This is a genomic window from Lonsdalea quercina subsp. quercina (genome assembly GCF_000688695.1).
Lineage (GTDB): Bacteria > Pseudomonadota > Gammaproteobacteria > Enterobacterales > Enterobacteriaceae > Lonsdalea > Lonsdalea quercina_D.
Window position 1 is genome coordinate 66,421 of sequence record NZ_JIBQ01000012.1, and the last position, 23,210, is coordinate 89,630.

The following is a 23,210-nucleotide window of genomic DNA, read 5'->3' on the forward strand; positions in this document are numbered from 1 at the left end:
GGCTATAAAAAAACGGGACGATAGCCGTGAGGCTGTCGTCCCGTTTCTCATTCTGCGACCGGTAACGCGTGACGTTACACGCTAGTTCGTCGGGAATTCCTGAATGGTCACGTCGAGCGTCATCTCTTTATTGTCGCGGAAAATCACGACCGGGATCACCGTGCCGGGGCGCAGCTCCGCCACCTGGTCCATGGTTTCAATGACTGACCGCGCCGGTTTGTTGTTCACCTTCAGCAGCAGATCGTCTTGCTTGATGCCTGCTTTATCCGCCGGACCGTCCTGTTCGACTTTGCTGACGATGATGCCCTGCAGGCGCTCAAGTCCGGCATTCTTGTTGCCCACTCGTTCAATCTGGGCGCCGTTGATACCGATGTAACCACGGATAACCCGTCCGTCGCGAATGAGCTTACCCATCACTTTCGTCGCCAGCGCGACAGGGATCGCAAAGCCAATTCCTTCCGGCGTTCCGCCGTCGTTGCTCTTATCGAAAGAGAGGGTATTAATGCCGACCAGTTCTCCCAGCGTATTGACCAGTGCGCCGCCGGAGTTGCCCCGGTTGATGGATGCGTCGGTCTGAAGAAAGTTCTGACGGCCTGATGAGCTGAGCCCGACTCGCCCGGTGGCGCTGATGATGCCCTGTGTGATGGTTTGTCCCAGATTATAGGGATTGCCAATGGCCATCACGACGTCGCCGACGTGGGCGGTGCGGTGATCGTTGATGGAGATTGCAGGCAAGCTGGTGGCTTCGATTTTAAGTACCGCCAGATCGGTCAGCGTATCCGAGCCGACCAGCAGCGCTTCGTACAGGCGGCCGTCCTGCAACGTGACGACGATTTGTTCGGCGTCTGTGATGACATGTTTGTTGGTAAGAATATAGCCCTTGTTGTTCATGATAACGCCCGAACCCAGCGTGCGAACGTTGAGTTCGTCTTTGCCGCCAGCCCGATTATAGACGTTGACGACTGCTGGCGCGGCGCGGCGCACCCCCTGGTAATAGCTGACGGGCGCTTCATCCAGCGTAGACGCCTCCTCTTTCAGCAGCAGACTGCTGGAGCGCAGTGCGGGGAGGGCCAACAGCAAGATCGCGGCCACGACGACACCAATCAATGCTGAACGTATCAGTTTGGTTAACATGAGCGTTTGGGACTTGAAGAAGAATAAATCGCAGAATAACAAAGATGGTAGGACGCCGCACGGCGCGGCGTCCAGTTTTTAGCGGGATTAGCGTAACAGCAGATAAATCGATTCGTCTCCGCGGATGATATTCAGAGCCAGTACGGTCGGCTTGGCTTCCAGTATCTTGCGCAACTGAGCGATGTTTTCCACACGCTCGCGGTTGACGCCGATGATGACGTCGCCTTTCTGCAGACCAATTTTACTCGCGGCGCTGTCTTTGGCGATATTATCAATCGTTACGCCTTTGCTGCCATTCTTCAACTGACCGTCGGTCAGCGTGGCGCCCTGCAGGCCAGGAGACAGCGTTTCGGCGTTAGTGGACGCGTTGGCGCTATTGTCCAGAATGACGGAAACTTCTTGCTGTTTACCGTCGCGAATGAGGCCGATTTTCACGGTTTTACCCGGAGCCGTCGTACCCACTTTGGCCCGCAGTTCCGCGAAGCTGTTGATCGCCTTACCGTCCAGAGAGACCAGAACGTCGCCAGCCTTAATACCGGCTTTGGCCGCCGCTGATTTCGGCAATACCTCGCTGACGAACGCGCCGCGCTGTGCGTCCACCTTGAAGGCCTTAGCCATTTCAGAAGTCATTTCGCTGCCTTTGATGCCAAGCAGGCCGCGTTTGACTTCCCCGAACTCCAGCAACTGCTGAGTCAGGTTCTGCGCCATATTGCTGGGAATGGCGAAGCCGATGCCGATATTGCCGCCGCCGGGCGCCAGAATAGCGGTATTGATCCCAATCAGCTCGCCGTTCAGGTTGACCAGCGCGCCGCCGGAGTTGCCGCGGTTAATGGAGGCATCGGTCTGAATGAAGTTTTCCAGCCCTTCCAGATTCAGCCCACTACGACCCAGCGCAGAGATGATGCCGGAGGTGGCGGTCTGACCCAGACCGAAGGGGTTGCCGACGGCGATGGCGAAGTCGCCGACGCGGAGCTGATCGGAATCCGCCATCTTCACGGCGGTCAGATTCTTCGCGTCGCTTAATTGCAGCAGGGCGATATCCGTTTGCGCATCGCGACCGATGAGCTTGGCGTCGTATTCACGACCGTCATTCAGCTGTACGCGAATTTTGTCCGCATTGTTGATCACGTGGTTATTGGTCAGTACGTAACCCTTGGCGGCATCAATGATGACGCCCGAGCCCAGTCCTTCAAACGGACGGCTCTGTTTTTCGGCCGGCGCGTTGGGGCCAAAAAAGAACTTAAATTCTTCCGGGATGCGCTGATTCTGAACCTGAGTGCCTTCCACATGGACGCTGACCACGGCGGGCAGGACTTTTTCCAGCATGGGGGCCAGGCTCGGCAGCGATTGACCGGCGACTGCCGCAGGCAGAGCGGCTTGGGCGACAGGCAGCGAAGATAGGGACAGTCCGATACTAATTGCTAGTGCGCTGAATAACATCGATGTCTTTTTCATTGATTGTTAACTCTCTCTCGACCTGCGTAGAAATAAAATGATGATATATAAACTCAATCTTGTGGTGAAGAGTCAGACCGACTATTCACGTGTAAAGTTCATTGCGGTTTTATTCGCGAAATGTAAGGAGCAGCCTGCGCCGCGGAAGATAAGAGCGGGACAAGGAATGCCCCGCGCGTAGAGAAGAAGAGGAATTATTTCCGCAACGGCGTTTCGCCGCGCAGCAGTCCGGAGGCGCTTTCCGAGTAATCACGCGGGGGCATCTTCACCGGCACCTGATCGTTGTCTGATTCGGCTTCTGTCAGACGATAGTTAAACGGATTTTCGCGTGACTGCCCTTCAGAAAGCAGATCGTTCGAACTTTTAGCCATATGCTGATACAGCTTGCGATAGTCGTCCGCCATGTTGTCCAGAAGCTCGGCGCTACGGGCGAAATGACCCACAAGCTCCTGACGATATTGTTCCAGATCGGCTTTGCTCTTCTCCAGCTCGTGTTGCAGTACCTGCTGCTGGCGCAGTTTGCGATTGCCGAAGCGCATCGCTACCGCACCGATGATGACACCGATAACAAATCCAATCAGCGCGTACTCCCAGGTCATAATGACTCCTATTTGACTTCGTTGTTCTGTCGTATTTTTCACTCAATAATAGTCACTATAACCGCTAAGCTTGCCAGAGTGGAGCCCTGAAACAGGATGTAATAAAGCAGTTGGTGAGCGTCAGCGGCCGTAGAGGCGTTAACTGCTATGATTTAGACGCTAAACTAAGGTTCTTCAACGAGAAAAGACCGATTATCTCCTCTTAATAGGGATCTGGCCGCAATGCAGAATATGACGCCGATAACGCTTTACCAGCAGGCTTTAGCGACGCAGGATTATCAGCCGGATGAGGTGCAGCGGCAAACGGTGCTGCGGCTCGACGATATCCACCGTGCATTGACAGAGCGTCAGCAGGCATCCACGGCCAGCGGGTCGTTAAGCTGGCTCCAGCGTCTCGGCAGGAAAAAACAGCCAGCGCAGACGCCGGTCGAAGGGCTTTATCTGTGGGGTGGTGTGGGACGAGGCAAAACCTGGCTGATGGATCTGTTTTTCCACAGCCTGCCCGGCGAACGCAAATTGCGTCTCCATTTCCATCGCTTCATGCTGCGAGTTCATGAAGCGCTGAATCGGCTACAGGGACACGAAANCCCGCTGGAGCAGGTAGCGGATGAATTCAAAGCGCAGACCGATGTGCTGTGCTTCGATGAATTTTTCGTCTCCGATATCACCGACGCCATGTTGCTGGCCGAGCTGCTCGGCGCGTTGTTTGCGCGAGGAATCACGTTGGTCGCGACGTCTAATATTCCGCCGGACGAGCTTTATCGCAACGGCCTTCAGCGGTCGCGCTTTTTACCGGCCATTGAGCTGATTAAGCAGCACTGTGCTGTGGTCAATGTCGATGCGGGCATTGATTATCGACAGCGAACGCTGCGGCAAGCTCACCTTTATTTTTCTCCGCTTGATGCGCATGCCGATGATGCGATGCGGCAAATGTTCACGGATCTCTCAGGGCACACGCCCGAGGGTGAAACGCTGGAGATAAACCATCGGGCGATGCCTGTGCTGGGCAGCCATAACGGCGTGTTGGCGGTAAGTTTCGCCACGCTGTGCGCCGATGCGCGCAGCCAGAACGACTACATTGCGTTATCTCAGCGTTATCACTGCGTGCTGCTGCATCGCGTCACAGTGATGGGCGAGGCGGAGGAGGACGTCGCGCGGCGTTTTCTGGCGTTGGTCGATGAATTCTATGAGCGCCGGGTGAAGCTGATAATGTCGGCGCAGGTGCCGATGGCTGAACTCTATCAGGGCGCTCGCCTGGTGTTCGAATATCGCCGTTGCCTGTCCCGGTTGCAGGAGATGCAAAGCGAAGACTACCTGCAACTGCCCCATTTGTCGTAAAGGGGGCTGCTGCCTTTTCTATCAATGTGGTAGAAAAAAGGTCGATTTTTGATGTCGGCTTCTCTATAATCCTGCGACCCCACGTTACAACAAAGTTTTTTTCCCGAAACTTTAATCGCGCTGGCAATAGCTATTCGAAGGGGTAGGTTTGCTGGACTAGATAGCCGTGTGAACCTCAACACTATTTATTGAAGCGTTTGTGTGTTCACCAACGTGTAACTTAAATTGGGTAAGCTTTTAATGAAAACTTTTACAGCTAAACCAGAAACCGTAAAACGCGACTGGTACGTTGTTGATGCGAGCGGTAAGACTTTGGGCCGTCTCGCTACTGAACTGGCTCGTCGTCTGCGCGGCAAGCATAAAGCGGAATACACTCCGCACGTTGATACTGGTGATTACATCATCGTCCTGAACGCTGAAAAAGTTGCTGTTACCGGCAACAAACGTTCTGACAAAGTGTATTACCACCACACCGGCCACATCGGTGGTATCAAACAGGCGACCTTTGAAGAGATGATTGCCCGCCGTCCTGAGCGTGTGATTGAAATCGCGGTTAAAGGCATGCTGCCGAAGGGCCCGCTGGGTCGTGCTATGTACCGTAAACTGAAAGTTTACGCGGGTAACGAGCACAATCACGCGGCACAGCAACCGCAAGTTCTGGACATTTAATCGGGATTATAGGCAATGGCTGAAAATCAATACTACGGCACTGGTCGCCGCAAAAGCTCCGCCGCTCGCGTGTTCATCAAACCGGGCAGTGGCAACATCGTTATCAACCAGCGCAGCCTGGATCAGTACTTCGGTCGTGAAACTGCCCGTATGGTAGTTCGTCAGCCGCTGGAACTGGTCGATATGGTTGGCAAACTGGATCTGTACATCACCGTTAAAGGTGGTGGTATTTCCGGTCAGGCTGGTGCAATCCGTCACGGTATCACCCGTGCACTGATGGAATATGATGAGTCTCTGCGTTCTGAGCTGCGTAAAGCTGGCTTCGTTACGCGTGATGCTCGTCAGGTTGAACGTAAGAAAGTCGGTCTGCGTAAAGCACGTCGTCGTCCTCAGTTCTCCAAACGTTAATTTCCGGCTGCTTTGCAGCGAAATCAACGTCAGAAACCCGGTGCTCGTCACCGGGTTTTTTTTGCCTGTTTCTCCGTGCGTCTAAAAAATTCTCTTTAATTCCTTACGGTTAACAATGAATTGGCGCTTATATCCCCCCAAAACGCACAAAATCTGATACACTAATCGCCGGTTTTGTACCTGTTTGCCAGCTAGTAAGTTTTGATAAAACGACAGCTGTCGTCAGCGGTTTCTTACCCAGTAAGAAGTTCAAACGCGGCAAGGCCTGCAGGATAATATTCGATCGGTTCTATGCCGTATTTTCTCGATAAACTTGGAGGTTTTCATGGCTGTCGCTGCCAACAAACGTTCGGTAATGACGCTGTTTTCCGGCCCGTCCGATATTTTCAGCCATCAGGTACGTATAGTGCTGGCGGAAAAAGGAGTGAGTGTCGAGATCGAACAGGTAGATGCGGATAATCTGCCGCAGGATCTCATTGACCTCAACCCCTACGGTTCCGTCCCGACGTTGGTGGATCGTGAACTGACGCTGTATGAATCCCGCATCATCATGGAATATCTGGATGAGCGTTTCCCGCATCCGCCATTAATGCCGGTCTATCCAGTCGCACGCGGCAACAGCCGTCTGATGATGCATCGCATCGAGCAGGACTGGTATTCGCTGTTGAAAACCATCTCCACCGGTACGGCGGCGCAGGCAGACGCAGCACGTAAACAGCTGCGCGAAGAGCTGCTGGCCATTGCGCCGGTATTCAATGAAACGCCTTATTTCATGAGCGAAGAGTTCAGCCTGGTTGACTGCTACCTGGCACCGCTGTTGTGGCGTTTGCCGTTGCTGGGCATCGAGTTGAGCGGATCGGGTTCCAAGGAGCTGAAAGGCTACATGACGCGCGTCTTTGAACGCGAGGCTTTCCTAGCTTCCCTGACCGAAGCCGAGCGTGAAATCCGGTTACAGACCCGAGGTTAAGATACATGGCTCTGTCTCAGCTATCACCGCGCCGACCGTACTTGTTACGCGCTTTCTATGACTGGTTGCTTGATAACCAGCTTACGCCGCATCTGGTGGTGGACGTCTCGCTGCCTGGCGTGCAGGTGCCGATGGAGTTCGCCCGCGACGGACAGATAGTGCTCAACATTGCGCCGCTTGCCGTGGGCAATCTTGAATTGGCTGACGACCTTGTACGCTTTAACGCTCGTTTTGGCGGCGTGCCTCGCCAGGTGATGGTTCCGATGGCGGCGGTCATGGCGATCTACGCCCGTGAAAACGGCGCAGGCACCATGTTCGAGCCTGAACCCGCCTATGAAGCCGGTGATGATGCGCTGGTGCAGGACGATGAGCCGCACAAGCCGTCGTTACGCACGGTCGACGATGTTGAAACCTCACCCTCCGGCAATGAAACGCCGGACGACGAACCCCCTTCGCCGCCTCGCGGCGGGCGTCCTTCGCTGCGGGTGGGGAAGTAACTCAGTACAAAAGGGCACGACGCAGGTGCCCTTTTTTATATCCAAAAATCCTGTCGATATCGCTTTCCCGATTTCATCTCCACGTCCCCCCAGCATTGTCGGTATAAACAAAATAGAGACATACTGATGCCTTGAAACCGATGTTTATTTTTCGTCTAAAGGAGAAAGGAAATGGAAGGGCGTTGTTTATGCGGTGCGGTTACGCTATCCACTGAGCGCGATATCCATGACGTTTCCGTTTGCCATTGCGGTATGTGCCAGACCTGGAGCGGTGGTCCGCTGATGTCAATCGACTGCAAAGAAGATCTTGTCATCGACGGTAAAGACTTTGTCGCTTATTTCCGGTCTTCAGAGTGGGCGGAGCGCGCATTTTGCCGTCAGTGCGGCTCGCACTTGTTTTACAAGCAGCTGACGCCGGTGACCTATTTCGTGCCGGTAGGACTGTTCGGCAGCGATGAGAACACCCGCATGGTGTCGCAAATCTATATCGACAAAAAGCCGAGTTTTTATGCCTTTACCCAGCAAACGCCGGAAATGACGGAGCAGGATATTTTGGATTCGTATCAATCGGGGGATTAGCCTGGCCCGACAGTAAAAAGGGCAGCCTGATGGCCGCCCTTGCTCTATCAAAGATGGCTAATCAGACGTCGAGATAGTTTAGGATCCCGTCTGCGGCCTTACGGCCTTCAGCAATAGCGGTCACGACCAGGTCCGAGCCGCGCACGGCATCTCCGCCGGCGAAGATTTTCGGGTTGCTGGTCTGGAAAGCGCTGTCGTTCTCTTCTAGGGCGACGATCCGTCCCTGATCGTCCAAAGCCACATCGTGCTCGGCCAGCCAGTCCATTCTGTGCGGACGAAAGCCGAATGCCATGATGACCGCGTCGGCCTCCAAAATGTGCTCCGAGCCTGCAACGATCTCCGGTCGGCGNCGCCCGTTGGCATCCGGCGCGCCTAATTCGGTGCGCGCCATGCGCACGCCGCAGACCTTGCCCGCTTCGTTGATTTCGATGCTTATCGGCTGCAGATTGAATTGGAACTCAACCCCTTCCTCACGCGCATTCTTCACTTCACGGCGCGAACCCGGCATGTTCTCCTCGTCACGACGATAGGCGCAGGTCACATGCGTCGCGCCCTGACGGATAGAGGTCCGCACACAGTCCATCGCCGTATCGCCCCCGCCCAGTACGACGACGCGTTTGTTCTCCATCGAGACATAGGCTTCCGGCGCGGCCGTTTCGAAGCCCATCAGCTGTTTGGTGTTGGCGATCAGGAACGGCAGCGCGTCGTAAACCCCCGGCGCATCTTCATTCTCCAGTCCGCCACGCATGGATTGATAGGTGCCCACGCCGAGGAAAACGGCGTCGTGGTTGGCCAGCAGGTCGGTCAGCTGTACGTCTTTGCCCACTTCGGTATTCAAATGGAACTCAATGCCCATGCCGGAGAAAATTTCGCGGCGCTTGGTCATCACGCTTTTTTCCAGCTTGAAGGCAGGAATACCAAATGTCAGCAGGCCGCCGATCTCTGGATGACGGTCGTAGACATGGGCTTTGACGCCATTGCGGGCCAGGACGTCTGCACAGGCCAGACCGGCCGGACCCGCGCCGATAATCGCCACGTTCTTGCCGGTGGCCTGAACGCCGGACATATCCGGTTTCCAGCCCATCTCGATGGCTTTATCGTTGATGTAGCGCTCGATGTTGCCGATTGTGACTGCGCCGAACTCGTCGTTCAGCGTGCAGGAACCTTCACACAGGCGATCCTGCGGACAAACGCGCCCGCAGACCTCAGGCAGGCTGTTAGTCCGGTGAGAAAGCTCGGCGGCTTCGATAATACGTCCCTCATTGGCAAGCTTAAGCCAGTTGGGAATGTAGTTATGCACCGGGCACTTCCATTCGCAATAAGGGTTGCCGCAGGACAGACAACGGTCTGCCTGGGCTTTGGACTGACTTTCTGAAAATGGCTCGTAAATTTCAATAAACTCAATTTTCCGGACTTTCAGCGGTTTTTTCGGCGGATCTACGCGCTGTAGGTCGATGAATTGATAAACGTTTTGACTCATGATGACCTCTTACTGCGCCAGAACCCGCAGCTCGGCTGCGGAACGACTACGATGACCCAACAGCGCCTGCACATCACTGGACTTGGGTTTCACCAGTGCAAACTTCGCCGCCCATACCGGCCAATTGGCGAGGATGTCTTCGCCGCGTGATGAGCCGGTGTGCTGAACATGTTCGGTAATCATGCCGCGCAGATGTTCTTCGTGGATCGCCAGGCTATCGACATTCAGGACTTCGACCAGCTCCGGGTTAACGCGCTTACGGAACTCACCGTCCTCATCCAGCACGTAGGCGAAGCCGCCGGTCATCCCGGCGCCGAAGTTCACGCCGGTGCGCCCCAGAATACAGACGATGCCGCCGGTCATGTATTCACAGCCGTTGTCGCCGATCCCTTCCACCACGGTAATGGCCCCGGAGTTACGCACGGCGAAACGTTCCCCTGCGCGTCCGGCGGCGAACAGCTTGCCCCCGGTGGCGCCGTAGAGGCAGGTGTTGCCGATGATGCTGGCTTCATGGCTGCGGAAGGCGGAGCCGACGGGCGGGCGAACGGCAATCATGCCTCCCGCCATGCCCTTACCGACATAGTCGTTGGCATCCCCGGTCAGCGTCAGCTCTACGCCGCCGGCATTCCAGACGCCGAAACTCTGGCCTGCGGTGCCGGTGAAGTAGGCTTTGATCGGATCGCTTGCCAGCCCCTGATCGCCGTATTGTTCAGCGATAGCGCCGGAGAGCGTGGCGCCGACGGAGCGGTCTGTGTTGCGAATGTCGAAGTAAAGCGTCTTACTCTGTTTGGCTTCGACGTAAGGCTTGGACTGTTCGTGCAGCGCTTTATTCAACACCCCTTTGTCGAACGGCGGGTTGTTCTCGGTGCAGTACAGCGCCTTGCCCGGATGCGGCGTTGCTGTCTTCAACAGCGGCGCCAAATCCAGTTTATTCTGCTTGGCGGTAAACCCGTCCAGCTCTGTTAGCAGGTCGGTACGGCCAATCAGGTCCACCAATTGGCTGACGCCCAGCTCGGCCATCAGCTCACGGGTTTCCCGCGCGATGAAATGGAAATAGTTGATCACGCGTTCCGGCAGACCGTGATAGTGGTCGCGGCGCAGTTTGTCGTCCTGGGTGGCCACGCCGGTGGCGCAGTTGTTCAGGTGACAGATACGCAGGTATTTACAGCCGAGCGCCACCATCGGTCCGGTGCCAAAGCCGAAGCTCTCCGCCCCCAGGATCGCGGCCTTGATGATATCCAGCCCGGTTTTGAGTCCGCCATCGACCTGCAGGCGAATTTTGTGACGCAGACCGTTCGCGACCAGCGCCTGCTGCGTTTCCACCAGACCCAATTCCCACGGGCAGCCCGCATACTTCACAGAGGTCAGCGGGCTGGCGCCGGTGCCGCCGTCATAGCCGGCGATGGTGATCAGGTCGGCATAGGCTTTCGCGACGCCGGTGGCGATGGTGCCCACGCCGGGTTCGGAAACCAGCTTCACCGAAATCATCGCTGTCGGATTGATTTGTTTCAGGTCGAAAATCAGCTGCGCCAGATCTTCGATAGAGTAGATATCATGATGCGGCGGCGGCGAAATCAGCGTCACGCCGGGGACGGAATAACGCAATCTGGCGATGTAAGGCGTCACCTTGTCGCCCGGCAACTGACCGCCTTCGCCCGGTTTGGCGCCCTGAGCCACCTTAATCTGAATCACGTCGGCGTTGACCAGATAGGCCGGGGTTACGCCGAAGCGGCCGGAGGCCACCTGTTTGATGCGCGATACCTTGTTGGTGCGATAACGCGCCGGGTCTTCGCCGCCTTCGCCGGAGTTGGAGTAGCCGCCGAGCGTGTTCATGGCCTCGGCCAGCGACTCGTGCGCCTCCGGACTGAGCGCGCCGATAGACATGGCGGCGGTGTCGAAGCGTTTAAACAACTCTGAGGCGGGTTCTACCTGATCGAGAGCGATAGCCGTGCTTTTCTCCTGCGGCTTCAGCGCCAGCAGGTCGCGCAGCGTCGCCGCCGGACGTTCGTTGACCAGTTTGGCGTAATGCTGATAGTCGCCGTATTCGCCGCTCTGGACCGCCGTTTGCAGCGTTTTCACGACGTCCGGGTTATAGGCGTGATATTCGCCGTTATAAACGAATTTCAGCAGGCCGCCGTGTTCAAGCGGCTGGCGTTTCAGCCACGCGCGCTTAGCCAGATTACGCAGATCTTGCTCGAAATCGCTGAAGTTGGCGCCGCCGATGCGGCTGACTACGCCAGGGAAACAGCTGTGGGTAATGTCTTCATGCAGGCCAACCGCTTCGAACAGCCGTGAGCAGCGGTAAGACGCGACGGTTGAGATGCCCATTTTGGACATGATCTTGTACAGGCCTTTGTTGATGCCGTTACGGTAGTTCAGCATCACAACCCGGTGCGCTTTATCGATGGTGCGGTTGTCCACCATGCGGGCCAGCGTTTCGTACGCCAGATAGGGGTAAATCGCGGTCGCGCCAAAGCCGAGCAATACGGCGAAATGATGCGGATCGCGGGCGCTCGCCGTTTCAACAATGATGTTGGCGTCACAGCGCAGACTCTGTTCGACCAGACGGCTGTGAATAGCTCCCACCGCCATCGGGGCGGGCACCGGCAGGCGATCTTTGGCGATCGCGCGGTCGGTCAGTACCAGTAACACCGTACCGTCGCGTACTTTGCTTTCTGCCTCGTCGCACAGTTTCTCAATCGTTTCCTGTAGCGTCTGCTGCTGAGGATCGAAGGTGAGGTCAATCTGGTCGGCGCGGTAGTGCTCCTGATCCTGATGGATCAGCTGATTGAAATCGGAGTAGAGCAAAATGGGCGATTTGAAGCTCAGGCGGTAGGCCTGTCCTTCCGCTTCGCTGAAGACGTTCATTTCGCGGCCGATGCAGGTGGCGAGCGACATTACGTGCGCTTCCCGCAGCGGGTCGATCGGCGGGTTGGTGACCTGCGCGAACTGCTGGCGGAAGTAGTCATAGACGATGCGCGGACGGCTGGAAAGCACCGCAAACGGCGTATCGTCGCCCATTGAGCCGGTGGCTTCCTGGCCGTTCTCGCCGAGCACGCGCAGGATCTGGTCCAACTCTTCGTTGCTGTAGCCGAACTGCTTCTGATAGGCCTCAAGCTGCACGTCGTCCAGATCGCGCTGTCCGACCTGATCGTCCGGCATCTCTTCGAACGGCACCAGACGTTTGACGTTTCTCTCCATCCNCTCTTTGTAGGGATGGCGGCTCTTCAGGTCGTTGTCGGTTTCGCCGGAGTGAAGGATGCGACCTTCCTGCGTGTCGATAACCATGAGCTCGCCGGGACCGACGCGGCCTTTTTCCACCACTTCATCCGGCTGGTAGTCCCAGATCCCCACTTCGGAAGCGCAGGTGATCAGCTTGTCGGTCGTGATGACGTAGCGCGCCGGACGCAGCCCGTTACGGTCGAGGTTACAGGCGGCGTAGCGGCCGTCAGACAGCACCACGCCCGCCGGACCATCCCACGGCTCCATGTGCATGGAGTTAAAGTCGAAAAACGCGCGTAGCTCAGGATCCATATCCGGGTTGTTCTGCCAGGCGGGCGGGACCAGCAGGCGCATGGCGCGCACGATGTCCATACCGCCGGCGAGGAACAGCTCCAGCATGTTGTCGAGCGAGCTTGAGTCCGAACCGGTTTCATTGACGAACGGCGCGGCGTCACGGAGATCCGGAATCAGCGGCGTTTTGAATTTGTAAGCACGAGCGCGAGCCCACTGGCGGTTGCCGGCGATTGTGTTGATTTCGCCGTTGTGGGCCAGATAACGGAATGGTTGCGCCAGCGGCCAGCGCGGCACGGTATTGGTCGAAAAACGCTGATGGAACAGGCAAATAGCCGATTCCAGACGAAGGTCTGCCAGGTCCAAATAGAAGCGCGGCAGATCCGCCGGCATGCACAGACCTTTATAGATCGTCACCAGATTGGAGAAGCTGCACACGTAGAAATCTTTATCCTGCACGCGTTTTTCAATGCGGCGACGGGCCATGAACAGGCGTCGCTCCATATCGCGTTGACGCCAGCCGGCGGGGGCGTTAACGAAAATCTGTTCGATACGCGGCAGGGAGGAGAGGGCGATTTCACCCAGAACATCCGGATTGGTCGGCACTTCGCGCCAGCCCAGAACGGACAGCGTCTCGTTCTGCAGCTCTTCTTCCACAATCCGGCGGGTCGCTTTGGCGACCGCTTCGTCCTGGCTGAGGAACATCATGCCGACGGAGTAATTTTTCGCCAGCCGCCAGCCGCGCTCTTCCGCGACCAGGCGGAAGAAACGATCGGGTTTCTGAAGTAACAGGCCGCAGCCGTCGCCGGTCTTGCCGTCGGCAAGGATCGCGCCACGGTGCTGCATACGGGCCAGTGCGTGTATGGCGGTACGCACGACCTTGTGGCTCGGCTCACCTTCTATATGGGCGATTAGTCCGAAGCCACAGTTGTCTTTTTCTTGGGATGCATCGTACAACATATGAATGAACCTCCCCAGGCTCTGTATGACTGCCTCATCGCCAGCCCAATGCAGGCGACTTTACCGCGAGCGACCCCTCACTGAGAGTGAATATCTCAGCGGAAAATGTCGCTCTCTGTTTCCGGACTCTCGTGACGGTCTCACAAGGGGTGATGACTTGCTTGATGAGGGAGTCTTCTTGTCACTGCATAAATATGACGAGTCGTAGTCTCGTCAGGAAAGCTTCCAGCCATTTCCCAAATTAGCGAGAAACCCTGTTCAGGTCAAATCCCCTACACAAATCGGTATTTCAGGGATAATATTTACTTATGATTATGATAAATAAGGACTTTATCAACAAAAAGAAGACATTGTATCTACGCGAAACGCGGATGAAATGTGAGTTGTATCACTACAAGAAAGCTGGATTGCTGTCCCGACGTGCTGCGTTATCTCGACTTATTGGCATCTTATTCTGATAGCTTTCCGTTTTTTAACTCATGTCACTGTTTTTTTATCTCTGGTCAACTTCTAATGCGACGCGAGCAGGTGATTAGCAAAATTAATCAAGCTATTTATGACTTTATTTGCACTAAAACAGAATAATTATTCAAAATGGGGCGGAGGGAGGACTTGATCGGCGTCATCGCAGGCTGCGTGAGGAAAAGGTAGGCTGCACCTCCCGCGGAGGAGGAAAGTCAGAATATGCAATTACAAAGATTAATCAACATGTTTGGCGGCGATCTCCAGCGTCGTTATGGCGAGAAAATTCACAAGTTGACTCTGCATGGCGGCTTTAACTGCCCAAATCGCGACGGCACATTAGGTCGGGGAGGCTGCACGTTCTGCAATGTGGCTTCGTTCGCCGACGAACAGATGCAGCAGCGCAGTATCGCCGAACAGCTGTCCGCCCAGGCCGGTAAAGTCAACCGCGCCAAGCGCTATCTGGCCTATTTCCAGGCCTATACCAGCACGTATGCCGAAGTGCAGGTTCTGGCAGCCATGTATCGCGAAGCGCTGACACAGGCCGATATGGTGGGCCTGTGCGTGGGCACCCGGCCTGACTGCGTTCCGGACGCCGTGCTGGATCTGCTGTCAGAGTATCGCCAGCAGGGTTACGAAGTCTGGCTGGAGTTAGGTCTGCAAACGGCCAACGACAAGACCTTACACCGTATCAACCGTGGTCACACTTTTGACTGCTACCAGCAGACGACGAGCCGCGCCAGAGAACGCGGTCTCAAAGTTTGCACACACCTGATCGTCGGCCTGCCAGGAGAGGACGAGAGCGCCTGCCTGTCGACGTTGCGCCGAGTCGTCGACGGTGGGGTAGACGGTTTGAAGCTGCATCCTCTGCATATCGTTGACGGCAGCACCATGGGCAAAGCCTGGCGTGCGGGACGATTGCCGGAACTGCCGCTGGCGCAATATGTGAAAACGGCTGGTGAAATGATCCGCCATACGCCCGCGGACGTGGTCTTCCACCGGATCTCCGCCAGCGCCCGTCGTCCGACCTTGCTGGCGCCTCTGTGGTGCGAAAATCGCTGGACCGCGATGGTGGAGATCGACCGCTATCTGTCGCAGTATGGCGTTCAGGGTTCCGCTCTGGGCGACGCCTTTCGTTTTGTTCCCGCCTGACGCCATACCTCGTTCTTAAATCCTCTGCTCATTTCCCGCGCATCATGACTTTTACGGTATGATTTGCGGGATCTCGATGAAGGAAAAATTCTATGAAGCAAATCCGGCTATTAGCCCAGTATTACGTTGATTTAATGGTAAGACTTGGGCTGGTTCGCTTTTCCATTCTGCTGGCTTCCGCGCTGGTGCTATTGGCGCTGGTGGTCCAGATGGCGGTGACCCTGTTGCTCAGCGGTCAGGTTGAACGCATCGATGTGGTGCGATCCATCTTTTTTGGCCTTCTAATCACGCCCTGGGCAGTTTATTTCCTGTCGGTAGTGGTCGAGCAGCTTGAAGAGTCTCGACAGCGCCTGTCGCGTTTGGTGGCCAAATTAGAGGTGATGCGGCATCGCGATCAGGATCTGAACGCCAAACTGCAGAACAACATCGCTCAGCTTAATCAGGAAATCACCGACCGCATTAAGGCCGAAAAGTCGCGGCTTGAGATGCTCAGCAAACTGCGCGAGGAGATGGCGCGGCGCGAACAGGCGCAGGTGGAGCTGGAGCAGCAGTCGGCGCTGTTGCGCTCCTTTCTTGATGCGTCGCCGGATCTGGTTTACTACCGCAACGAAAATAAGGCGTTTTCAGGCTGCAACCGCGCGATGGAGCTGCTGTTGGGCAAGAGCCAGAAGCAAATGATCGGCCTGACGCCCTTCGATGTCTATCCGCAGGATATCGCGGCCAAAGTCGTCGAGACGGACGAGAAGGTGTTTCGCCACAACGTGTCCCTGACCTACGAACAGTGGCTGGTTTATCCGGACGGACGCAAATCCTGTTTCGAGTTGCGCAAGGTGCCGTTTTACGACCGACAGGGCAAGCGACATGGGCTGATGGGTTTTGGCCGCGATATAACGGAGCGTAAGCGCTACCAGGACGCGTTAGAGAAGGCCAGCAGGGAGAAGACGACCTTCATCTCAACGATCAGCCACGAGCTTCGTACGCCGCTTAACGGCATTGTCGGTCTCAGCCGCATTCTGCTCGACACCCATCTGGATGCGGAGCAGCGCAAATACCTCAAAACCATCCACGTCAGCGCCATTACCCTCGGCAATATCTTCAACGACGTGATCGAAATGGACAAACAGGAGCGGCGTAAGGTCCAGCTGGATAATCAGCCGGTGGATTTCATTGGATTCGTCGCCGACCTGGAAAATCTGGGCGGCCTTCTGGCCGAACCCAAGGGGTTGCAGTTGGAAATGGTTCTCGAGCAGCCGCTGCCTAAGAGCATCATCACCGACGGCACGCGTCTGCGGCAGATTCTATGGAATCTACTGAGCAACGCCGTGAAATTTACCCAGAACGGCAAGGTTGTGATCCGCGTTGGGCACGATCAGCACAACGTTTTGCGTTTCGAGGTCGCGGATTCGGGCATGGGTATTCCGAACGACGAGCTCGAAAAAATCTTTTCTATGTATTACCAGGTCAAGGACCAGAACGGCGGTAAACCGGCTACCGGCACCGGCATTGGTCTGGCCGTTTCCAAGCGGCTTGCGCAAAACATGGGCGGTGATATTCAGGTCGCCAGCAAATTGGGCGAAGGCTCCTGCTTCACGCTGACGGTGTCTGCGCCGATTGTGGAGGAGGCGGAAACGAATGAGAACGGCGATGAAACGCTGCCATTGCCTGCATTGCATGTACTGCTGGTGGAAGATATCGAACTGAACGTGGTCGTCGCGCGCTCGGTGCTGGAGAAACTGGGCAGCAGCGTCGAAGTGGCGATGACCGGTCAGGAAGCGCTGGCGATGTTCGACCCTGACGAGTTCGATCTGGTGCTGCTGGATATCCAACTGCCGGATATGACCGGGTTGGATGTGGCGCGAGAGCTGCGCGCCCGTTACGGCCAGCAGACGTTGCCGCCGCTGGTGGCGCTAACCGCCAACGTACTGAAGGACAAAAAAGACTATCTGGATGCGGGCATGGACGATGTGCTGAGCAAACCGCTGGCGGTTCCCGCGCTCACGGCGATCATCAAACAGTATTGGGATAGTCCCGAAAATAGCGAGCCGGAGGCTGTCGCCGACGGCACGGTCGATGCCTCTGCGGCTGAATCGATGTTGGACGTCGTCATGTTGCAGCAGTATCTGGATTTGGTCGGCCCCTCGCTGATTCACCAGAGCCTGGAGATGTTCGAGCAGATGATGCCGGGTTATCTGGCGGTGCTGGAGTCCAACATGACGGCGCGCGACCAGAAGGGCATCGCAGAGGAAGGTCACAAAATCAAAGGCGCGGCGGGTTCTGTCGGGTTACGGCATCTGCAGCAGGTGGCGCAACAGATTCAAACTACAACGTTGCCTGCATGGTGGGACAATGTGCATGAATGGATTGACGAATTGAAACAAGATTGGCGTCATGATGTTGACGTGTTGAAAGCGTGGGTTGATCAGGCTGAAAAAAAATGACCCCGACCGAAGCCGGGGTGCGCGAATTATGCGCCAACACCAGGGAAACTGGTACACCTGCAATTGATTTCAGGTTTGTTAGCTCGCAAGTGCGGTAAGTACATTTCACGTAACTGACAACATAACAAAATGGCGTTGCTCGTTACGAGTATCCTTAAAATGTGTGATGTAGATTAGTGTTTGTCAATTAAAAAATCAATTAGTTGATGTAATGAAATGAGGACTTAATGATGAAAAAAGTCGGTGTCGTACTCAGCGGATGTGGTGTTTACGATGGTTCAGAAATCCACGAAGCTGTTTTGACTCTACTTGCAATCGACCGTGCTGGAGCCGAAGCAATCTGCTTTGCGCCGGACAAAGATCAGCTGCATGTCGTCAACCATCTTAGCGGCCAAGTGACTGACGAAAAGCGTAATGTCCTTGCGGAATCAGCCCGGATCGCGCGTGGAAACATTCAGCCTCTTTCCGCGGCTGACGCGGACCAGCTCGATGCGCTGATTGTTCCTGGTGGTTTCGGCGCGGCGAAAAATTTAAGTGATTTTGCGACCCGTGGAAGCGAGTGTCAGGTCGATGAAGAATTAAAAATACTCACTCAGGAAATTTATAAGAAAAGTAAACCAATTGGCTTTATTTGCATCTCCCCGGCCATGTTGCCGAGACTGCTGGGTCTTCCCGTCAGACTTACAATTGGTAACGATATTGATACAGCTGAAGCCATCGAAGCGATGGGAGGAATGCATGTGACTTGTCCGGTGGACGACATTGTCGTGGATGCCGAACACAAGGTGGTGACGACGCCGGCCTACATGCTGGCGAATTCCATCGGCGAGGTGGCTCTGGGGATTGAGAAACTGGTTGCCCATGTTTTGGAATTGACTGAATGAAATCAGGCCGAGTCCTAAGTCCAATTGCTCGTGGTTTCAAACGCGCGATCCTCCGAGTCATTGTGGTCGTGCTGGGGGCCTGGCTGCTGGCGATTGCGCTGTTTGCATTCCTGCCAGTGCCCTTTTCGGCGGTAATGATCGATCGTCAGATCAGCGCGTGGCTACGCGGTGACTTTTCTTATGTCGCGCATTCCGACTGGGTTTCGATGGACGAGATCGCCTATGTCATGCCGCTGGCCGTGATCGCGGCGGAAGACCAAAAGTTTCCACAACATTGGGGGTTCGACCTCGATGCGATTGATGCCGCTTTGCGACATAACGAGGAAAATGAAGGACGCATTCGCGGCGCTTCCACGCTGTCTCAGCAAACGGTCAAAAATTTGCTGTTGTGGGATGGGCGCAGTTGGGTGCGAAAAGGACTTGAGGCCGGCCTGACGACGGTGATGGAGCTGGCGTGGACCAAGCGTCGGATTCTGACCGTTTACCTGAATATCGCAGAGTTTGGCCCAGGGATCTTTGGCGTTGAAGAAGCTTCACGGCATTTTTTCCATAAATCCGTCAGTCGCTTAACCGCCAGCGAGGCAGCGCTTTTGGCCGCCGTGCTGCCTAATCCAATCCGGTTTCGCGTCGATCGTCCATCTGGTTATGTGATCCGTCGTCAGCAATGGATATTGCGACAAATGAGCCAGATGGGTGGGGAAGCCTTCCTCAAAAACAACAAGTTGCGATAATGCTACGGTTCTGTTTTGTAAAAAACGAGCGCTCGCGGCCGGGTTGGGTCTTACTCACAGTATAGATAGCGCTGAGAGAGCCAAAAAAAACAATAGCCAAGCTAATGTATTCGCAAATCCAGCATGATGTTCTGTTGTTTAACGGTGTTTACAGGCGATGCTTCGGAGCGAAAAAATGAGCACGCAAGGTCGTTTGAGTGGGTGTAAAGAGAAATACGGCACGGCATGAGTCGCCTGGTGGGGCTGTAAGGGCCTGAGCCCGCCGTTGAGGCGGGTCAGGCAGCTTGGAAGGGCGGTGGGCTATTCCAGATAGGTAAACGCCGTGGTGACGTGTTTGACGCCGCTGACTTTGCTGGCGATTTCCGCAGCGGCAGTTCCTTCGCGGCGTGTAACCAGACCTAACAGGAAGACTTCGCTGTTTTCCGTGGTCACTTTGACGTTTGAGGACTTGACCTGATCGCTGGCCAGCAGCTGAGAGCGCACTTTGGTAGTGATCCAGGTATCCATGGACGCGGTGCCCAGGCTAATCGGCGTCCCCTGGCGGATCTCGTTATACACCTCCGTCGTACCTTCGACGCCTAGTGCAATCTGCTTGGCACGGCTGGACAGCTCGGTATTCGGAGACTGACCGGTCAGCAGGACTTTACCCTGATACACCGTCGCGATGATGCGGGCTTCCTTACTCAACTGTTGATCTTTTGCCAGCGTGTTGGAAACGCGCATTTCTAACGTGCCATCATCANCCTGAGTCCCTACCGTGCGGGGATCGGTCGCGGTTTTGGTCGCGACGGCTGCGCTGCCGATAGCGACCGCGCCGATACAACCCTGTAGCAGCAGAGCGGCGGACAGCACGGCAATGCAAGAATATATCCTCATGAGGTACTCCTTAATCGTTCTGGTGTGGGAAGAGCGTGTTGTCTATCAGATCGCACAAGCAGTTTACCGTCAACATGTGCATTTCCTGAATGCGGGCGCTGCGGTGCGACGGGATGCGGATTTCCACATCTTGCTGTCCCAGCAGACCCGCAAGTTCGCCGCCATCGTAGCCGGTTAATGCGACGATGGTCATGTCGCGGGTCACGGCGGCTTCTACCGCTTTGACGATGTCGCGGCTGTTTCCATGCGTCGATATCGCCAGGAGGATATCCCCCGTTTGCCCCAAGGCCCGAACCTGTTTTGCATAGATCTCCTCGTGCAACCGGTCATTCGAAATCGCCGTCAGCACCACGTTGTCGGCGTTCAACGCGATAGCGGGCAGGCTGGGACGCTCCGTCTCGAAACGGTTAATCATGTTAGCGGCAAAATGCTGGGCGTTGGCGGCGGAAGTGCCGTTCCCGCAGCTCAGGATTTTGTTGCCGTTCAGCAAAGATTGCACCATCGCGACGGCTGCCCGCGAGATCGCATCCGGCAAAGCTTCTGCCGCGGCGATCTGGGTTTGGATGCTCTCGGTAAAACAGACTTTAATTCTATCCAGCACGTTTGGGTAACCTATTCTTTTGTTTTCGGAATTAACCAATTATTCCTGATTGCCGAACGCGTTCGGCAACCACTCCAGCTGGTCGCCGGTGATGGCCAGTACGTCGAAACGACAGTCGGTATGTTCGAAGCCGCCGCCATGACGTGATAACCACACGGCGGCCGCCTGCAGTAACCTTTGCTGCTTGCGCCGGGTTACGCTGGCGGCGGCTCCGCCAAAGTCCGCGTTGCGCCGGTAGCGTACTTCCACGAAAACCCATATCGGGCCGTCGCGCATTATCAAATCCAGCTCGCCGCCGCGTAGCGTGACATTGCCGGCGACAAACGTCAGGCCGGCGCGCTCAAGATAGCGCCGAGCCTGTCGTTCGTAATCGTTACCGGTTTCTCGGGTCTTCAGGATGCCGGCACCAGCTGTCCCTGGCGGAACTGCAGCCAGGTGAGTTTGCGGTTCACGACGCAATCCGGCGTGGCGCTCAGTTGCCCCGTTGAACCCTCCAGATGATAGCCCGGCTGTTGACGTAATGAGGAGAAGTTGTTCGCCAGCGTCCAGGCATCCATTCCCATGGCGAAGAGGCGCACCAGCGAGTAGTCGTTGCGGAACTGTGCCGTCGTCTGCTGCATCAGCGACGGATTCGCGCCTGTCAGCAGCGGAATATCGCTAAACTGCAGCCCTTCCATTTCCAGACGGAAATCAGGTCCCAGACCCGCCTGATAGCTGCGCGAACTGGCATAAAGCGCGGCGCGTACGCGTGATTTGTTGCGCAAGTCGATCATGGGTTTGATTAACGATAGCTCGTCTGGTGTGGCGATGATGTAGACCGCGTCCACACCGCCCGCGCTGGTATCGGCAGGCGTTGGCGGCACCTGCGCCGGAATGTTCAGGCCGCCGATAGTGGTGCCTGACGGTGGCTGAGGTGACGTTGATTCGGTGACGATCGGCTGACCGCTTAGCGAAATACCGGCGCCGTTATTGATGGCCTGTTTCAACTCGGCGGTGCCGCCGATGCGCTGCTGCAGCGGCGTGGAGCCGCCTTGTTGCTGCCAGGCGGCGGCGAAAGCGGCCGTGACGCGATCGCCCAGGCCACCGCGCGGTGCCAGGACCAGCGGCTGCTGTTTGCCCTGGCTGTGAATAAATTGCGCCGCATCCCGAGCTTCATCTTCCGGCGACAGGGCGAAATAGCAGATGTTGGGGCTAGGCTGGACGTGCTCCGGCTGATTTAGCGCCAGCACCTGCAGCGTGGTTTGGGTCGCCGGTAATTGCTCGACGTCGCTTTTCAGCAATGGTCCCACAATCATGGTGGCGCCGTCTTTCTGTGCCTGAGCTATGACGTTGGTCAACGGCTGTCCGGTCGTATCGTAGACTTTCACCGCCACATTGCTGGACGCTGGTGCAGGCGCCGCGGCTGCGCTGTAGGGCGCCGGTGCCGGTGTTTCAGAAGCCGGTTGTTCCTGCGTCGGCGATGTTGGCGTGGGCGCCTGATTCGCCGTCGCGGCGGGCGCGGAGTCTCCCGGCGCAGGGGCTACGGCCGGCGTTTGCACCGGCGCGTTCAGTATGGCCTGACCGTCACGTGCTGCGCTGAAACCTGCCTGAATGGCTTTCGAATAGACCTGCGCCTGACCGTTCAACGGCAACAGCAGCGCAATACCGCCGGAGGTCGACAGATTCGGCCCTGTACCCTGCGGCTGTGTTAATACCGTCGGCAATGTTTTCGCGGCCGGATGACGCGGATAGCGCGTTTGCCAGTCGGCAATCGCCGTTTTCAGTTCGGCAGGCGCTGCGACTTTGCTTTGATAGGTTGTCAGCAGATCGAGCCAACCCGCCAAGGTGTTCTCGTCGGCGTTGATCGCGATGGCGCTGAGGGTCTGAGGGCTGAGGCGAGTGAGCGCAGACCAGGTCATATCGATGTTGCGCTGGTGGGCATCGCCCTGCAATTGCGGTTCCTGAGCGATATAAGCACGGAGCAGCGTCAGCGACGGCTGCGCCTGATTGGCGCTAATCAACGCCTGGTAGTAGCGCTCTTGTTGCTGGCTGGAAAGCGCTTTGACATCCAGCTGGGACAACGTGCTGTTGGCGGCGTTCATATCGTTGCGAGCAACCGCCAGTTCTGCGTTCAGCAGACGCTGTTCGAGCTGTTGTCTGTCGTTGAGCGAAGCGGGCAGGGCGCTCCACTGCGCGAGGGCCTGAGGCAGCTTGCCTTCCTGAATCAGGGCATGAATAGCAAGTAATTGCCAGTCAGCCTTGTTATCATCCCCGCCTTGCTGCACCTGCTGCAGGTAATAATCAGATGTGGCGCCAGCCTTGATAGCGACTTGCTGGTTAGACGGACTTTGGGGCGCCTGGCTTGGACAGCCCGCGAGAACGAGCGCCGCCAGCATGACAGGAATGACTCGGCCTGTATGGGCGCGGACAGAATTTAAGGGAAGCATACTGTATCCAGTGATAAATTCAGAGATGCTCAATATTAAAT

19 protein-coding genes are annotated in these 23,210 nt (G+C 56.2%); 10 read left to right on the forward strand and 9 right to left on the reverse strand.

Annotated features, from left to right (window positions below):
- Positions 1-81: 81 nt before the first annotated feature.
- From degS to zapG, 3 genes are all read right to left on the reverse strand, one after another.
- The gene (gene degS, locus SB13_RS12675) at positions 82-1,134 is read right to left on the reverse strand and encodes an outer membrane-stress sensor serine endopeptidase DegS (RefSeq protein ID WP_026740705.1); all 1,053 of its coding nucleotides are present in this window, start codon (positions 1,132-1,134) and stop codon (positions 82-84) included.
- An 87-nt stretch (positions 1,135-1,221) separates the two neighbouring features.
- Complete coding sequence (gene degQ / locus SB13_RS12680; RefSeq protein ID WP_026740706.1) at positions 1,222-2,589, reverse strand: serine endoprotease DegQ; 1,368 nt, start codon at positions 2,587-2,589, stop codon at positions 1,222-1,224.
- Between the two features lie 194 nt (positions 2,590-2,783).
- Positions 2,784-3,188, reverse strand: a complete 405-nt coding sequence (zapG, locus tag SB13_RS12685; protein ID WP_026740707.1) for a Z-ring associated protein ZapG — start codon at positions 3,186-3,188, stop codon at positions 2,784-2,786.
- A 222-nt stretch (positions 3,189-3,410) separates the two neighbouring features.
- On the opposite strand from zapG, the gene zapE reads away from it, so the two are divergent.
- The 6 genes from zapE (at position 3,411) to SB13_RS12715 (ending at position 7,646) form a co-directional block, all read left to right on the forward strand.
- Positions 3,411-4,526, forward strand: coding sequence for a cell division protein ZapE (gene zapE, locus SB13_RS12690; RefSeq protein WP_026740708.1), 1,116 nt, complete (start codon positions 3,411-3,413; stop codon positions 4,524-4,526).
- A gap of 240 nt (positions 4,527-4,766) precedes the next feature.
- On the forward strand, positions 4,767-5,195 hold the full coding sequence (gene rplM, locus SB13_RS12695; RefSeq protein ID WP_026740709.1) for a 50S ribosomal protein L13: 429 nt from the start codon (positions 4,767-4,769) through the stop codon (positions 5,193-5,195).
- A gap of 15 nt (positions 5,196-5,210) precedes the next feature.
- Positions 5,211-5,603, forward strand: coding sequence for a 30S ribosomal protein S9 (rpsI, locus tag SB13_RS12700; protein WP_026740710.1), 393 nt, complete (start codon positions 5,211-5,213; stop codon positions 5,601-5,603).
- A 325-nt stretch (positions 5,604-5,928) separates the two neighbouring features.
- Positions 5,929-6,570, forward strand: a complete 642-nt coding sequence (gene sspA / locus SB13_RS12705) for a stringent starvation protein SspA (RefSeq protein WP_026740711.1) — start codon at positions 5,929-5,931, stop codon at positions 6,568-6,570.
- A gap of 5 nt (positions 6,571-6,575) precedes the next feature.
- A complete protein-coding gene (gene sspB, locus SB13_RS12710) occupies positions 6,576-7,067 on the forward strand; it encodes a ClpXP protease specificity-enhancing factor (protein WP_026740712.1) in 492 nt (163 codons plus the stop codon).
- Positions 7,068-7,238: 171 nt separating this feature from the next.
- The gene (locus SB13_RS12715; protein ID WP_026740713.1) at positions 7,239-7,646 is read left to right on the forward strand and encodes a GFA family protein; all 408 of its coding nucleotides are present in this window, start codon (positions 7,239-7,241) and stop codon (positions 7,644-7,646) included.
- 61 nt (positions 7,647-7,707) lie between these two features.
- Here SB13_RS12715 and SB13_RS12720 read toward each other — a convergent pair whose 3' ends face one another.
- Positions 7,708-9,126 (reverse strand): glutamate synthase small subunit, encoded by a 1,419-nt coding sequence (locus tag SB13_RS12720; RefSeq protein WP_026740714.1) that lies wholly within the window; start codon positions 9,124-9,126, stop codon positions 7,708-7,710.
- Positions 9,127-9,135: 9 nt separating this feature from the next.
- Positions 9,136-13,599, reverse strand: a complete 4,464-nt coding sequence (gene gltB, locus SB13_RS12725) for a glutamate synthase large subunit (protein ID WP_026740715.1) — start codon at positions 13,597-13,599, stop codon at positions 9,136-9,138.
- A gap of 684 nt (positions 13,600-14,283) precedes the next feature.
- Between gltB and mnmL the strand changes: the two genes are divergently transcribed.
- The 4 genes from mnmL (at position 14,284) to mtgA (ending at position 19,266) form a co-directional block, all read left to right on the forward strand.
- Positions 14,284-15,213, forward strand: a complete 930-nt coding sequence (mnmL, locus tag SB13_RS12730) for a tRNA modification radical SAM protein MnmL/YtqA (RefSeq protein ID WP_026740716.1) — start codon at positions 14,284-14,286, stop codon at positions 15,211-15,213.
- Between the two features lie 92 nt (positions 15,214-15,305).
- Entirely contained in the window at positions 15,306-17,651 is a 2,346-nt protein-coding gene (gene arcB / locus SB13_RS12735) for an aerobic respiration two-component sensor histidine kinase ArcB (RefSeq protein ID WP_026740717.1), read from the forward strand.
- A gap of 230 nt (positions 17,652-17,881) precedes the next feature.
- Positions 17,882-18,535: an isoprenoid biosynthesis glyoxalase ElbB gene (gene elbB, locus SB13_RS12740; RefSeq protein WP_026740718.1), complete on the forward strand. Its 654-nt coding sequence runs from the start codon at positions 17,882-17,884 to the stop codon at positions 18,533-18,535.
- Positions 18,532-19,266 carry a monofunctional biosynthetic peptidoglycan transglycosylase gene (gene mtgA, locus SB13_RS12745; RefSeq protein ID WP_026740719.1) on the forward strand — a complete coding sequence of 245 codons (735 nt, stop codon included), beginning with the start codon at positions 18,532-18,534 and terminating at the stop codon, positions 19,264-19,266. The genes elbB and mtgA overlap by 4 nt, the downstream gene beginning before the upstream one ends.
- A gap of 300 nt (positions 19,267-19,566) precedes the next feature.
- On the opposite strand, the gene dolP is transcribed toward mtgA, so the two are convergent.
- Genes dolP through SB13_RS12765 form a run of 4 tightly spaced genes read right to left on the reverse strand, consistent with a single transcriptional unit; the run spans position 19,567 to position 23,169 of the window.
- Positions 19,567-20,142 (reverse strand): division/outer membrane stress-associated lipid-binding lipoprotein, encoded by a 576-nt coding sequence (gene dolP / locus SB13_RS12750; RefSeq protein WP_026740720.1) that lies wholly within the window; start codon positions 20,140-20,142, stop codon positions 19,567-19,569.
- Positions 20,143-20,152: 10 nt separating this feature from the next.
- Positions 20,153-20,743, reverse strand: coding sequence for a DnaA initiator-associating protein DiaA (gene diaA, locus SB13_RS12755; RefSeq protein ID WP_026740721.1), 591 nt, complete (start codon positions 20,741-20,743; stop codon positions 20,153-20,155).
- Between the two features lie 39 nt (positions 20,744-20,782).
- On the reverse strand, positions 20,783-21,139 hold the full coding sequence (locus SB13_RS12760; protein WP_235202414.1) for a YraN family protein: 357 nt from the start codon (positions 21,137-21,139) through the stop codon (positions 20,783-20,785).
- Positions 21,136-23,169, reverse strand: a complete 2,034-nt coding sequence (locus SB13_RS12765; protein ID WP_026740723.1) for a penicillin-binding protein activator — start codon at positions 23,167-23,169, stop codon at positions 21,136-21,138. The genes SB13_RS12760 and SB13_RS12765 overlap by 4 nt, the downstream gene beginning before the upstream one ends.
- Positions 23,170-23,210 lie beyond the last annotated feature (41 nt).